The organism is Hymenobacter cellulosilyticus (genome assembly GCF_022919215.1).
Lineage (GTDB): Bacteria > Bacteroidota > Bacteroidia > Cytophagales > Hymenobacteraceae > Hymenobacter > Hymenobacter cellulosilyticus.
Genome location: NZ_CP095046.1, coordinates 2156967 through 2171557, shown reverse-complemented (window position 1 = coordinate 2171557; position 14591 = coordinate 2156967). Strand labels below are relative to the sequence as shown.

Here is a 14591-nt window from a genome sequence, read left to right as displayed (position 1 = left end):
GGTAAAAGCACAAGCCCTAATTTATATAGTATTCTCTAAATTACATTACCCTGCCCTTCAATTAACTTCATAATGTTCTCTATTATTTTCAACAACTATTGCATTCAAACTACCATTTCTCTGCTATACCATATTTATAATATATACTATATAGAGTTAGCAAATACACTTATCCGGTTAGCAACTCGTTCCCGGCTTAGAGTCTTCTCTGCGAGCATGGGCTAGCACAACCATTGGCAAGCAGGCCGTACTTTTTTCCTAAAAAGCAATTCCCTCCCGATTCCTGTCATTACCTCAACCGTATATCGACCTTTTTATATACCTTCCCGCGTCCATTTTCTTCTCCCTATCCTTATGCTTATCCCCCGCTTATCCCGCCTGCTACCGCTGGTGTGGCTGATAGTGCTATGCGCCTGCTCCAAGTCGGGCTCCAACAGTGATTCCAGCCCGAGGGCGAGGAAATAAGTCCTTACCAAAATATCGTTTTCACCTTCGATGAGCCCCTGGGCGAAGGCCGCGTGAGCCGCTGGGACACGCTGCAATACGTGCAGTTTGAGCCCGCCGTGCGCGGCAAGTTTAAGTGGACCAGTGACCGGGAATTAACCTTCTCCCCTTCCGAGCCTTTCCGGCCCGCTACGGCCTTCGAAGTCCAGTGGAAGCCGGTGGCCTTGGAAGCACTAAAGCTTAAGAAGGAGCCCCCCCTGAGCAAAACCAAGTTTCACACCCCCGGCCTGCAGATGCACGAGCCTCAGCTGTTCTGGAGCCAGAGCCGGCGGGTGGCGGGCACGGCCGAGATGCGCGCCAACCTGCTTTTCAACTATGCCGTGAAGCCTAGTGACATTCAGCCGTTGCTCAAAATCACGCAGGACGGCAAGCCCGTAGCCTTTGAGGTCGTATCGGCGGAGGCCGACAGCATCGTGGGCGTGGCCCTGACCCAGGACGTGCGCCCAGGCTCCCCCGTGACGCTGGAGCTGGCCCCGGGCCTGCATCCCGTGGGCTCAGACCGGGCCACGACCCAGCCCCTGACGGCACAGGTAGCCGTGCCCGACCAGCAAACCCTGCTCGTGCGCGAAGTAGTAGCCTCCATCGTGGAGGGCGACCCGGTGATTACGGTACTGACCAACCAGCCCGTGTCGGCCACGGAAATCCCCGCCCTGCTCACTGTGGAACCGGCCGTGGACTACTCCGTGGAAGCCCTAGAAAGCGGCTTTACCCTGAAAGGCGGCTTTGATGTAGACAAAACCTACCAGATCAGCTTGCGCAGCGGCCTGCGGGGTTCACTGGGCGGGCAGCTGGCTGAGCCTTTCACTCAAACGGCCGCCTTCGTGGATGAGCGGCCCAGCCTGAGCTTTGCCAACGGCGACAAGGCCATGTACCTCGACGCGCTGGGCACCCGCAACCTGGGCGTGCGCATTGCCGAAATCGAGAAGGTGCAGGTCACCATTGCCAAGGTGTACGCCAACAATATTCAGCAGCTCTTGCGCGGCGGCAAGCAGTACGGCTACGACTACGACGAGGAAGGCGGCGGGGAAGAAGGCGACGGGGGCGAGTACGAAGACAAATCGTACAACTACTACGACGTGGAGCAGCTGGGCAACGTGCTGACCGAGCGCACCTACACCGTGGCCGGCCTGCCCAAGGAAAACGGCCTGCGCCTACTGAATCTGAGTTTCAAGGACCTGGAGTTTACCGGCCCCATGAAGGGCCTCTACGTGGTTAAGATTCAGGACACGGAGCGGCAGTGGCTTCAGGTGAGCAAGCTGGTATCGGTGTCGGATATTGGCCTGATTATAAAGCAGGGTAAAGCCGGCCGCACGCTAGTATTCGCCAACTCCATCCGCAATGCTACGGCGCTCAGCGGCGTGAATGTGCGCTTCGTGAGCTCCAACAATCAGGTCATCAGCAGCGCTACTACTAACAGCGCCGGCGTGGCCGTGTTCGACAGCACTGCCGCTACCAGCCGCTTCCGCCTGACGATGGTTACGGCTCAGCGCGAGTCGGACTTCACCTTCCTCAACCTGCCCACGAGCCGGGTCGAGACCTCGCGCTTCGACGTGGGCGGCCTGCAAAGCAATGCGGCCCGCTACCAGGCCTTCCTCTACGGCGACCGGGACCTATACCGCCCCGGCGACACGATTCAAACCAACACCGTGATTCGCACCGAAGGCTGGCAGGCCCCGCCGGCCAACCTGCCGGTGAAAATCCGCCTGCTGCTGCCTACGGGCAAGGAATACGCCAGCCTGCGCAAGAAACTATCCGCCGACGGCTCCTTCGAGTCGCGCTTTATTCTGCCCGCCGGCATCATGACCGGCCTCTACACCCTGGAAGTGCTGACCGGCAACGACGTGCTGCTTTCCTCGCGCCAGATTTCGGTGGAAGAGTTTATTCCTGACCGCCTCAAGGTGACGGTGAAAGCCGCGCCGACTGTGGTGGGCCCCGGCCAGACGGTAAATGCCAATATCACGGCCCTGAACCTGTTTGGCCCGCCCGCTTCTGACCGCAAGTTTGAGGTGGAGTTCTCGCTCAAGGAAAAGCCCTTTACGCCCAAGAACTACCCTGGCTACACGTTCAGCATCAACTCGGGCCAGAACCAGCCCCGCAGCTACAGCGAGGAAAGCTCCTCAATTTCCGACCGGTTCGAGAAAACCACCCGGGAAGGAACCACCGACGCCAGCGGCAAAGGCACGGCGTCCTACGAAATTCCCGGCTACGAAGACCTGGGTACTCTGGAAGGCGCGGCCTTTACCACGGTGTTTGACGAAAGCGGCCGGCCCGTAAACCGCCTGGCTACCTTCGAAGTGCAAACCCAGAGCGTGATGTTCGGGGTGCAGGACGTGCCCGAGCTGGTCAGTACCCAGCAGCCGCTGACGATGCGCTTCGTGGCCCTCACGCCCAAAGGGCAGCCCACCCGCGCCGACGCCCAGATCAAAGTGGTGCGCCTGCTGTGGGAAACCGTCATTGAGCGGCAAGGTGGCCGGTACCGCTACACCTCCCAGAAGCGCGAGCAGGCCATCCTGACCCAGAACCGCAGCATCAGCTCCGAAACCACGCTCGACTTCACCCCGGCTTCCTCGGGCGAGTACGAGGTGCGCATTGCCCGGCCGGGCGCGGCTACCTACGTGGCCAGCAGCTTCTACGCCTACGGCTACGGCGACACCCAGAGCAATTCCTTTGAAGTTAATAATGAAGGTGAGGTCACGATTGAAGCCGACAAGGAGAAATACCAGCCCGGCGAAACGGCCAAGCTCCTGCTCAAAACGCCCTTCGCCGGCCGGGTGCTCATCACTGTGGAGCGCGACAAAGTGCTCGACCATTTCTACGTGAACACCGATGAGAAGTCGGCGCGGGTGAGCATTCCGATTCGGGGCAACCACGTGCCCAACATCTACGTGACGGCCACCGCCATCCGCGAAATCACCGACAACCGCCTGCCGCTCACCGTGGCCCGGGGCTTCGTGCCGCTGACGGTGGAAAAGCCCGGCGCCAAGCTGCCCGTGGCTTTGACCGTGGCCGCCCAGAGCCGCTCCCAGACCTGGCAGACCATTGAGGCCAGCACCGCGCCCGGCGCGGCCGTCACCTTTGCCGTGGTCGATGAGGGCATTCTGCAAATGAAGGACTACCGCACACCCGACCCCTACGGCTACTTCTACCAAAAGCGCGCCCTGGAGGTGAATGCCTACGACGTATACCCCTTCCTACTGCCCGAGCTGGGCACCAGCTCCTCCGGCGGCGACGGGGCCGACCTCTCCCGCCGCACCACGCCCGTGCCCTCGCGCCGGGTGAAGCTGCTGGCCAAGTGGAGCGGGGTGCTGCGGGCCGATGCTAACGGCAAAGTGCGCTACAAAGTGCGCATCCCGCAGTTCAGTGGGGCCGTGCGCGTCATGGCCGTGGCCTACAAGGGCGACGCTTTCGGCTCGGCCGAGCAAACCATGCGCATCGCCGACCCGGTGGTTATCAGCACCAGCCTCCCACGCTTCCTCAGCCCCGGCGACACGATTGACGTACCGGTAACGCTGACGAATACGACGGGGAAGGCAGCAAAAGCTTCCGTTAGTATTACCACAACTGGTCCGGTTCAATCAATCCAAACCGGTGACGCCATGACGAATGAAGCGCGTTTTGCGTCGTTGCCAGCCAACAAGGAAACGCAGATTCGCTTCAGGCTTTTTGCCGGCCGCAGTCCTCAGACGGTTCCCGCTACCAGTATTATTGGTAATGCCTCAGTTAAAATTACGGTCAGTGCTGACGGCAGCAAGGAGCAGTTCACCGAGGTTGTTGAAATCCCCGTGCGGCCGGCTTCCCCGCTGGAAAAGGTATCCGGCTCGGGGGTAGTAAAAGGTGGTAGCAACCAGGCGTTGAACCTGAAAACGGCTTTTATTCCCTCCACCCTGCGCAGCCAACTGGTGGTGAGCCGCTCGCCGATGACGGAGTTTGCCAAGGATTTGCGCTACCTGCTGCAGTACCCCTACGGCTGCCTGGAGCAAACCGTGTCGGCGGCCTTCCCCCAGCTCTACTACGCTGACTTGACGGCCACGCTCAGCCAGAAAACCGGCAAACAGGCCAAGGGTACGCGCTTCAACCCGAACTACAACGTGCAGGAAGCCATCCGCAAAATCGAGTCCCAGCAGCTCTACAACGGCAGCCTGAGCTACTGGCCCGGCGGCGACTACGACAACTGGTGGGCCACCACCTACGCCGCCCACTTCCTGCTCGAAGCCCAGCGCGCCGGCTTCGAGGTGAACAAGGGCCACCTCGACAAGGTGCTGCAATACCTGCAGGCACGCACCCGCAAGCGCGAAACCGAGGAGTACGACTACTTCGACGTGAGCACCATTGCCCGCCGCAAGGTCATTGCCAAAAAGGAAATTCCCTACAGCATCTACGTGCTGGCGTTGGCCGGCCGTCAGGATGCCGTGGCCTTCAACTACTACAAGTCGAACCGGCAGCTGCTGGCCCAGGACTCGCGCTTCCTGCTGGCGGCGGCCCAGGCCGTGGGCGGCAACCAGAAAGCCTACCGCGACCTGCTGCCCACCACCTTCACCGAAACTGCCGCCCACCGCGCCTTCGACGGCTCGTTCTACTCCCCCATTCGCGACGAGGCCCTGGTGCTCAACTCCCTGCTCGAAGTGGACCCCGGCAATGCTCTGGTGCCCAAGCTCACCCGCCAGCTCAGCCGGCAGGTTAAGCAGGCGTCGTGGCTGAACACCCAAGAACGGGCGTTTTCGCTGCTGGCCCTGGGCAAAGTAGCCCGGCAGAACGCCAAGAGCACCGCTACAGCTTCACTGCTGGCCGATGCCAAGGAAATCGGCAAGTTCACGGGCACCGACTTGACGGTAAACAACGTGGCCAACCGCCAGGTGGCGCTGCGTACCACCGGCACCGGCAGCCTCTACTACTTCTGGGAAACCGAGGGCGTGTCGCCGCTGAACACCGTGCGGCAGGAGGATTCCTTCCTCAAAGTGCGCCGCGAGTTCCTGGACCGCAACGGCAAACCCGTCGGTACGCCTAATTTCCGGCAGAATGACTTGGTGGTGGTGCGCATCACGATTCAGTCGGCCGACGCGGCGGGCGAAGTACCCAACGTGGCCATTACCGACCTGCTGCCCGCCGGCCTGGAAATTGAGAACCCGCGCATCGGGGCCGTGCGCGACATAGCCTGGGCCACGGATGCGGCCACGCCCGACTACCTGGATATGCGCGACGACCGGATCAACCTGTTCACCACCGTCAGCACGGCGCCCAAGGCGTTCTATTACGTAGCCCGGGCCGTGTCCAAGGGCACCTTCCGCCTGGGCCCGGTCAGCGCCGACGCCATGTACAACGCCGAGTACCACAGCTACAACGGAGCCGGCGTGGTGCGGGTAAAGTAACACGTCATCCGTAGCGCGAACTGTGTAGTTCGCGCTACTAAAACTTCTCTAACAACTTCCTTTCTATGGTTAACCTACGCGTCGTTTTAATTTCTTCGCTGGTCATGCTGGTGGGCATGATTTTGTGGATGGGCTACTTCTTCTACTTCCGCACCGACGGCCGCGGCCACCTATTGCAGGAAGCAGAAAGCCCCGAAGCCGCCGCCCGCGGGCAGCAGCTCCTGGCCCGGGCCGACGCCCTTACCAACCAACAGCAGTATGACCAAGCCAAAGCTCTGCTCGACTCCCTGCGCGACGCCGATGCCAACCCCGCCATGTTTATCAGCACCGACGAGCTGATGCAACGCTTCGACACGCTGCGCGTGCGCCGCTCCCGCCAGCAGCCGGCCATGTAGCGCCGCCGGGCTTCTGAGTAGCTCAACCGCAGCCTTTTGCCTGCGGAGCCGTACATATTCCCACTACCAACACCACCGCCGGTTGCAGTTGCAGCCGGCGGTGGTGTTTATAGCCACTACCGTAACGTTCAGCTACTCTCCTTCCGCTATTCTCATGCGCATCCGCCGTTATACCGGGGCCCGCCTCCACGCTGTTCTGCTTCGCTTGGTACTTCTGCTCATCGGCGTGCTGGCCTATACTTCCCTGCAAGCCCAGGCATTACCACGCTCACCGCGGCCGACAACGGCCGGGAAACCCAGCTCAACGTGGGCGACCAGCTCGTTATCCGCCTGCCCACGGCCCAGCCCCGCTACGGGTGGCGACTCGTGCAGGCCTACCCCGGGCAGCTTATTGTGGTGAATAGCCACACCCTACCGGGCCTGAGCAGTGGGGTGCCTGGCGCTCCGGCCACCCACGAGATTCACATGCAGGCCATCGGCCCCGGGGGCTTCGACCTGACCTTTATTTCGGCCACGCCGGGCTCGGGCTACTCCCCGCTGGGCAACTACTTCCACACCTACGTCACGATAAACAAGCCCGGAGTGGCCAAAAACGTGAACGTCACTGAATATGGTAACCACGGCCGGGTCACGGTTAACAAAGGGGACCAGTTGCTCATCAAGCTCGGCACAACCGTGGGCTCGGAATACGCCTGGGAGGTAATTCCTACCGATAACAACATCGTGCAGCTGGTTGGCCAGCAAAAGGAAGAGCCCAAGAAGAGCAAGAAAAAGCCCAAGCCCGGCAGTGCCCAGGAGGTGGCTTTCCAGTTTCAGGCCCTGAACCCGGGCAAAACCACCGTGCGGTTTATCTACCGTAATACTACCGACAACGAAGCTCCACCCTCCCGCGACTTTGAGCTAGACGTAACCGTGCCCGAGCCGCCCCGCTAGCGCACTAATACCGCCCACCACCCCGTATCTTGCCGGCTCGTCCAGTGGCCGTATGGTCCTGGCTAGTTGTTGATACCTGCAATGACACGCGCGGCCCGGGCTCTGCTCCTTTTCTTCCTCTGCGTCGGCCTGCTCTGGGGCCTCGATGCCGCGTTTCCGGTGCCGCCCGCCCCGCAGTACTCGCCGCTGGTGCTGGCTGCCGACGGCTCGGTGCTGCATGCCTTTCTGAACCCGACTCAGAAGTGGCGCATGAAAACCGAGTTGCGCGAAATTACACCGGCCCTGCGCGCTACCATTATCGAGAAGGAAGACCGGTACTTCTACTACCATCCGGGCGTCAACCCATTGGCCTTGGTGCAGGCTGCCGGGCGCAACCTCTTTGGCCGGGGCCGGACCACTGGGGCCAGCACCATTACCATGCAGGTGGCCCGCCTGCTGGAGCCCAAGGAGCGGACCGTGGGCAACAAGCTGCTAGAAATGCTGCGGGCCTTGCAGCTGGAAGCCCACTACAGCAAGGCCGAGATTCTGCAACTCTACCTGAACCTGGTGCCCTACGGCGGCAACGTGGAAGGCGTGAAGTCGGCGGCCCTGATCTACTTCCAGCAGCCCCCCGACTACCTGTCTCTGGCCCAGACCGTGACCCTGGCCATCATTCCCAACCGCCCCCGGGGCTTGGTACTGGGCCAGAACAACGACGCCATCCGGCAGGAACGCAATCGGTGGCTGCGCCGCTTTCAGCAGCAGGGGTTGTTTCCGAACCAGGATATTGAGGATGCCCTGCTGGAGCCACTCGACGTGCAGCGTCACGCGGCCCCCACGCTGGCGCCCCACCTGGCGCGGCGGCTGGTGCGGCAGTTTCCGGGCCGGGCCAGCGTGGCTTCTACTTTGCAGCGCGGCAAGCAAGCCAAGGCCGAAGATTTGACCCGCAACTACGTGCGCCGCCTGCACGAGTTGGGCATTACCAACGCGGCCGTGCTGGTCGTCAACAACCGCACCCGGGCCGTAGAGGCTTACGTGGGCTCAGCCGATTTTCGGGATGCCCTCAACAAGGGTCAGAACGACGGCGTGCAGGCCGTCCGCTCACCGGGCAGCACGCTTAAGCCGTTTCTCTACGCCCTGGCCCTGGACAAAGGCTTGGTGACGCCCAAGCTGCTGCTGCCCGATGTGCCCACCAACTTTGGCGGCTACCAGCCCGAAAACTTTGACAAGCGCTGCAGCGGCGAAGTACCCCTGGACCGCGCGCTGGCGTATTCACTCAACATTCCGGCCGTGCGCGTCCTCTCCGACCTGGGCGTGCCTACCTTCACCACCCAGTTGCGGGCGGCCGGCTTCCGCACCGTGGCCCAGCGCGCCCCCCACCTGGGTTTGAGCACGATTCTGGGCGGCTGCGGGGCCACGCTCGAAGAGCTGACCAACCTCTACGTAACCCTGGCCAACGGCGGCAACTACCAGCCCCTGCAGTGGCAACACCATGAAGCTAAGCAAAGGCCGGCAGCACCCGGCACGGCGCTTTTCTCCGACGGCGCAGCTTTCCTCATCACCGACATCCTGGCCCAGCTCACCCGCCCCGACTTGCCGGTGGGCTACGAAACCAGCATCCGGCTGCCCAAGATTGCCTGGAAAACGGGCACCAGCTACGGCCGCCGCGACGCCTGGAGCATAGGCTACAACAAGGAATACACCATCGGAGTGTGGGTCGGCAACTTTAGCGGGCAGGGCAGCCCCGCCCTTACCGGCTCCGACATTGCCACGCCCCTGCTCTTCGACCTCTTCAATACGCTGGCCTATAACTCGCCCAACAACTGGTTTCAGCCGCCCGCCAGCCTCGATTTTCGTCTGGTATGTGCCGAAACCGGCCGGCCGCCGGGTGAGAACTGCCCCAACCAGCTTATCGACTACTTCCTGCCCGGCGTGTCGTCGGGGTTGCGCTGCCAGCACCAGAAGGAGGTGCTGCTCTCGGCCGACGCGCGGTATGCCTACTGCCGGGCCTGCGCCCCGGCCACGGGCTACCGGCGGGAAATGTACCCGAATCTGCTGCCCGAAGTAGCCGCTTTCCGCGAGGCCCAGGGCATTCCGTACCGGCGCCGGCCGCCCCACAATCCCGGCTGCCAGCTTGTGCGCGGGGGCCGCGAAAAGGCGCCCAGCATCATCTCCCCGCTGGCTAATACCGAGTACGTGCTCAACAAAGGCGAGCAGCAGCAACTGCTTTTGAGCTGCACCACCGACAACGAGGTGCGGCAGGTGTCGTGGTACATCAACGACCAGTTTTTGCGCACTGCACCGGCCACCGAGCGGGTATTTTTCCGCCCGCCAGCCGGGGCCCTCAAGATTTCCTGCGCCGATGACCACGGCCGCAACACCGACATCCGCATTGTGGTCAACGAGCTGTAAGCGGGCAGAAAAAGATAAGTAGCCTCCTCGATGGGCCGGCTTTGCTCAAGCTGAGGCCGGACCGAAAATGCGGTTTCCGTAGTGTCACTGAATGGACCGCTCGACTGGTTTTTTGGCTGGCAGCAGCACAGGGTGCTTCTGATTCTACAATTCTTTATTCCTTGGCTTACGGCAGTACGCGGGGTATTTTATTGTCCACAGTTTACTGCCAATTACCTCGCTGCCAGGATAGGGCTCTACTGCCCACAGGTATGATTCACCTTACCTGAAATAACGCCAAACAGGCCACTACTAGGTTTAAACACAGTAAATCGGCAGAAATTTATAGCCAAATGATATGCTCGTTATTACTTTAAGTAATACACGTAATTTATACTAACACCCGTGTGTACTTCTATCTAATAGCCTATAAAATAGTCCATTACCTGCGTTATTTTCGAGACAATAACACTTCTCCGCGTTATAACTTGCAATTATAAAATTCATGCTATTACCTTTGTACTACCAATTCTTTACCCATCAAAGGATTGTTTTTATACAGAGGCGTGGAGAGACAGGCTCAACGAAGCGCCGGCAACCATCCGCAAATGCGGAACGGTGCCAAGTCCTGACCATATAAAAACAACAACGTCGTGAAAACCTTGTCCAACGCCCGCACTATTTCGCCCACCTCCGCTGCCCTACAGCATGGATGTTGTGGCATGATGTGCTGTCGGTGTTGTTAGCCGGTCACGCCCTTTGCTTTTCCTGCCCGTGCCCCACGCTCCGCTAAGCTGAGCTGTTTTCGCACAACCCTTTTCTCGACTACCGCAGGCTAGTCTGCCTGGATTGGCACAACCCATTTGTGCGCCGGGTGCCCCGAAAGCCGGTAATTCCGCTCCGGAAAAGCCATATTCTCTTCGCATCATGCAAGTAGCCTCAGAGGCGCTGGTTTCGAGCCTGCGCCAGCAGCTCGCCGGGCGTTCTGCCCTAGAAATACTCTCGGAAGCTGCCGCGCAGTTTCCCGGCCAGGCCATTTTCTCGACCTCCTTCGGCCTCGAAGACCAGATCATTACCCACCTGATTTTCGAGCACAATCTGCCCATCAAGGTCTTTACGCTCGATACGGCCCGCAACTTCCAGGAAACCTATTCCACCTGGAATAAGACGCTGCTGCGCTACGGCAAGACCATTGAGCCCTACTTCCCCAGCAGTCGGCCGTTGAGCAACTGCTGCTTGAAAAAGGCCCCAACAGCTTCTACGAAAGCGTGGAAAACCGCAAGGAGTGCTGCGGCATCCGCAAGGTGGAGCCTCTGCGGCGCGCTTTGCTGGGCCAGCAGGCTTGGTTTACCGGCATCCGGGCCGAACAGTCGGCTAACCGGCAGGACATGCACGCGGTGGAGTGGGACGGCGGCCACCAGCTTATCAAGTTTCACCCGCTCTTCGACTGGACCTTTGAGCAGTGCTGGGACTTTGTGCACAAGCACAGCATTCCCTTCAACCCGCTGCACCAGCAAGGCTTCGTGAGCATCGGGTGCGCGCCCTGCACCCGGGCCATCAAGGCCGGGGAGGATTTCCGGGCCGGGCGCTGGTGGTGGGAAGACCAGTCGGCCAAGGAGTGCGGCCTGCACAGCACCCACAACGGCCCCGACCCGGTGGTGGAGCCGGTCAACGCTTCGACTCTGTAACGACTATCCATTCATACATCAGCGGGCAATCGGGCCTGCCGCGGCACTTTAGATTCTCTAGTATGAGTACCCCTCACTTCGATTACCTTGACCGGCTGGAAGCCGAAGCCATTCACATTCTGCGGGAAGTAGCAGGCCAGTTTGAGCGGCCGGCTTTGCTGTTCTCGGGCGGCAAAGACTCGATTGTGCTCACGCGTCTGGCCGAAAAAGCCTTCCGCCCCGGACGTTTCCCATTCCCGCTGGTGCACGTCGATACCGGCCACAACTTCCCCGAAGTGCTTAAGTTTCGCGACGAGCTGGCCGCTGAGCTGGGCGAAAAGCTCATCGTGCGCAGCGTGGAAGACACCATTAAGCGGCAGCGCCTGCGCGAGCCGGGCGGCAAGTTTCCGAGCCGCAACCCGCTGCAGACTTACACCCTGCTCGAAACCATTGAGGAGTTTCAGTTCGATGCCTGCATCGGGGGAGCCCGGCGCGACGAAGAAAAGGCCCGGGCCAAGGAGCGCATCTTCTCGGTGCGCGACGAATTCGGCCAGTGGGACCCCAAGCGCCAGCGCCCCGAGCTCTGGAACGTGTACAACGGCCGGATTCAGAAGGGCGAGAACGTGCGCGTATTCCCGATTTCCAACTGGACCGAGCTGGATGTGTGGCGCTACATTCAGCGCGAGAATATTGCCTTGCCCAGCATCTATTTCGGCCACCCGCGCACCTGCGTGGTGCTGCCCAGCGGCCAGCTTTTGGGCCTGAATGAGCACCTGCGCCTCGACGAAAACGACGAAATCGTGGAGCGGCAAGTGCGCTTCCGCACCGTGGGCGACTCGACCTGCACCGCGGCCGTGGAAAGCGACGCGGCCACCATCGACGACATCATTGCCGATCTGCTGCTAGCCAAAGTCAGTGAGCGGGGCGCCACCCGCCTCGACGACAACATCTCCGAGGCCGGCATGGAAGACCGCAAACGCAACGGCTATTTCTAAGTGGTGAAGTTGTGAGAGGTGAAGTTGCGAATCCCGCATTCCGCTTCACCTGCACGACCATTTACAATTTCACAACCTCACAATCTCACCTCATGGACCTTCTCCGATTTATCACCTGCGGCAGCGTCGACGACGGCAAGAGCACGCTGATTGGCCGTTTGCTTTACGACTCTGATTCCGTGTCCTTGGACGTACTGGCGGCCCTGGAAAACCGTCCCACCGTGCACGGCACCGTGGATTTGGCCTTGCTGACTGACGGTCTGCGGGCTGAGCGCGAACAGGGCATCACCATCGACGTGGCCTACAAGTACTTCACCACGCCGCGCCGCAAGTTTATCATCACCGACGCGCCCGGCCACGTGCAGTACACCCGCAATATGGTCACGGGCGCCTCCACTGCTGATCTGGCCATTGTGCTGGTCGATGCCCGGCAGGGCGTGGTGGAGCAGACCCGCCGCCACTCGCTTATTGCCTCCTTGGTGGGCATTCGGTACTTTGTACTGGCCGTGAACAAGATGGACCTGGTGGGCAACGAGGAATCGGTGTTCGACCAAATTGTGGCCGACTACGCTGCCATTGCCGACCAGCTCAAGCTGCCCAACGTGACGGCCATTCCCATCAGCGCTCTGCTGGGCGACAATATCGTGGCCCGCTCCAAGAATCTGGGCTGGTACACCGGCCCCAGCCTGCTGGAACACCTGGAAAGCGTGCCGGCTTTCGAAGAAGCCTCCATTGCCGAGCCACGCTTTCAGGTGCAGTTCGTCATCCGACCCCAGACCGAGGACTACCCCGACTACCGCGGCTACGCCGGCCGCATTCAGAGCGGAGAGTACCGCCGCGGCGACCGGGTCCACATCCTGCCCAGCGGCCAGGAATCGGTGATTGAGGCCATTGAGGTAGACCAGCGGGAAGTGGAAAGCGCCGCCGCGCCCCAGGCCGTCATTATTCGCCTGACCGACGACGTGGATATTAGCCGCGGCGACTCCATCGTGCCCGTGGGCAGCCAGATCCACGTGGCCAAGGAGGTGGAAGCCACCATTTGCTGGATGGACGAGCGGCCCCTGTGGCCCGGCCGCAAGCTGCTGGTGCAGCACCACTCGGCGGTGGTAAAGGCAGTGGTGTCGGCCATTACTTACAAAGTAAACGTGCGCACCTACGGCCGCGCCGCCACCGAGTCGGCCCAGCTCAACGACATCGTGGGCATCCGCCTCAAGACGGCCGCCCCGCTGGTGGTGGATTCCTATCAGCAGAACCGCGCTACTGGTGCCTTTATCCTGGTGGACGAGCTCAGCGGCGACACGCTGGCGGCCGGTATGGTGGATGCCATGCAGAACAGCTTTGTGCCCGAGCCCCTGGGCTTCACGATTTAGCCGCCGGGTTGAGCAAATAAGAACGTCATGTCGAGCCCTAGCGAGACATCTCGCGTGCTGATGTTGCCAGAGCAATCTGATTACCACGGCACGCAAGATGTCTTCCGCTGGTCGACATGACAATCATCCGAGTTCGAATCATTCATTCTCCCAACGCCATGTCCGACTTTCCCTCACCCCTGCCCCGCCTGACCGTACTCGGTGCGGGCCCCGGCGACCCGGAGCTCTTCACGCTGAAAGGTGTGCGGGTGCTGGGCGAGGCCGACGTGGTGCTCTACGACGCGCTGGCCAACAACGACCTGCTGGGCTACGTGCGGCCCGGCGCCCAGCAGATTTTTGTGGGCAAGCGCCGCGGCATGCGCAGCTACGGGCAGGACGAAATCAACGCCCTGATTGTGGACAGCGCCCGGCGCTACGGCCACGTGGTGCGCCTCAAGGGCGGTGACCCGTTCGTGTTTGGCCGGGGCCGGGAAGAAATGCTCTACGCCGAGCAGCACGGCCTGCTAACCGATTACGTGCCCGGCATCAGCAGCGCCGTGGCGGCAGCCGGCAGCATGGGCATCCCCGTCACGCACCGGGGCAGCAGTGAAGGATTTCAGGTCATTACAGCTACCACGTCCACCGGCGAGCTGTCGGCGGCCGTGACCGAAGCGGCCCGCTCGCGCACCACGACGGTCATTCTGATGGGGCTGAGCCAGCTGGCCGGCATTGTCGAAATCTTTAGCCGGCACGGCCACAGCCAAACGCCAGCCGCTATTATTCAAAACGGGACCTTGCCCACGGCCCAACTGGTGACAGGCTCGGTGGTGCAGCTGCTGGCCCGGGCGGCGGCGGCCGGAATCGGTGCGCCGGCCATTATCATCATCGGGGAAGTGGCGCGCCTGGCTAAGGCTGACGCAGCAGTGCCCGCGGTGTTTACCGAACTGCTTTCCTACGCCGAAATCGCCTGATTTCTCTTAGTGCCTGTCATCCTGCGCAGCTGCCCAGTAAA

Annotated in this window: 7 protein-coding genes, 1 pseudogene and 1 riboswitch; all 8 genes and pseudogenes read left to right on the top strand. The window is 61.1% G+C overall.

Annotation, left to right across the window (positions count from 1 at the left end; all coding sequences use genetic code 11):
• Positions 1–518: 518 nt before the first annotated feature.
• The 8 genes and pseudogenes from MUN79_RS10570 to cobA all read left to right on the top strand — a co-directional run bounded on the left by MUN79_RS10570 (position 519) and on the right by cobA (position 14550).
• The gene (locus MUN79_RS10570; protein WP_244677618.1) at positions 519–5870 is read left to right on the top strand and encodes an alpha-2-macroglobulin family protein; all 5352 of its coding nucleotides are present in this window, start codon (positions 519–521) and stop codon (positions 5868–5870) included.
• A 65-nt stretch (positions 5871–5935) separates the two neighbouring features.
• Positions 5936–6265, top strand: a complete 330-nt coding sequence (locus MUN79_RS10565) for a hypothetical protein (RefSeq protein WP_244677617.1) — start codon at positions 5936–5938, stop codon at positions 6263–6265.
• 306 nt (positions 6266–6571) lie between these two features.
• Positions 6572–7198 carry a protease inhibitor I42 family protein gene (locus MUN79_RS10560; RefSeq protein WP_244677616.1) on the top strand — a complete coding sequence of 209 codons (627 nt, stop codon included), beginning with the start codon at positions 6572–6574 and terminating at the stop codon, positions 7196–7198.
• A gap of 81 nt (positions 7199–7279) precedes the next feature.
• The gene (gene pbpC / locus MUN79_RS10555; RefSeq protein WP_244677615.1) at positions 7280–9589 is read left to right on the top strand and encodes a penicillin-binding protein 1C; all 2310 of its coding nucleotides are present in this window, start codon (positions 7280–7282) and stop codon (positions 9587–9589) included.
• A 530-nt stretch (positions 9590–10119) separates the two neighbouring features.
• Positions 10120–10211: riboswitch (SAM riboswitch) on the top strand.
• A gap of 284 nt (positions 10212–10495) precedes the next feature.
• A pseudogene (locus MUN79_RS10550) lies at positions 10496–11256 on the top strand (phosphoadenylyl-sulfate reductase).
• 62 nt (positions 11257–11318) lie between these two features.
• Entirely contained in the window at positions 11319–12230 is a 912-nt protein-coding gene (cysD, locus tag MUN79_RS10545; RefSeq protein WP_244677614.1) for a sulfate adenylyltransferase subunit CysD, read from the top strand.
• A 92-nt stretch (positions 12231–12322) separates the two neighbouring features.
• Positions 12323–13600, top strand: a complete 1278-nt coding sequence (locus MUN79_RS10540; RefSeq protein WP_244677613.1) for a sulfate adenylyltransferase subunit 1 — start codon at positions 12323–12325, stop codon at positions 13598–13600.
• Between the two features lie 116 nt (positions 13601–13716).
• Positions 13717–14550, top strand: a complete 834-nt coding sequence (gene cobA, locus MUN79_RS10535) for a uroporphyrinogen-III C-methyltransferase (RefSeq protein ID WP_244677612.1) — start codon at positions 13717–13719, stop codon at positions 14548–14550.
• Positions 14551–14591: the final 41 nt, after the last annotated feature.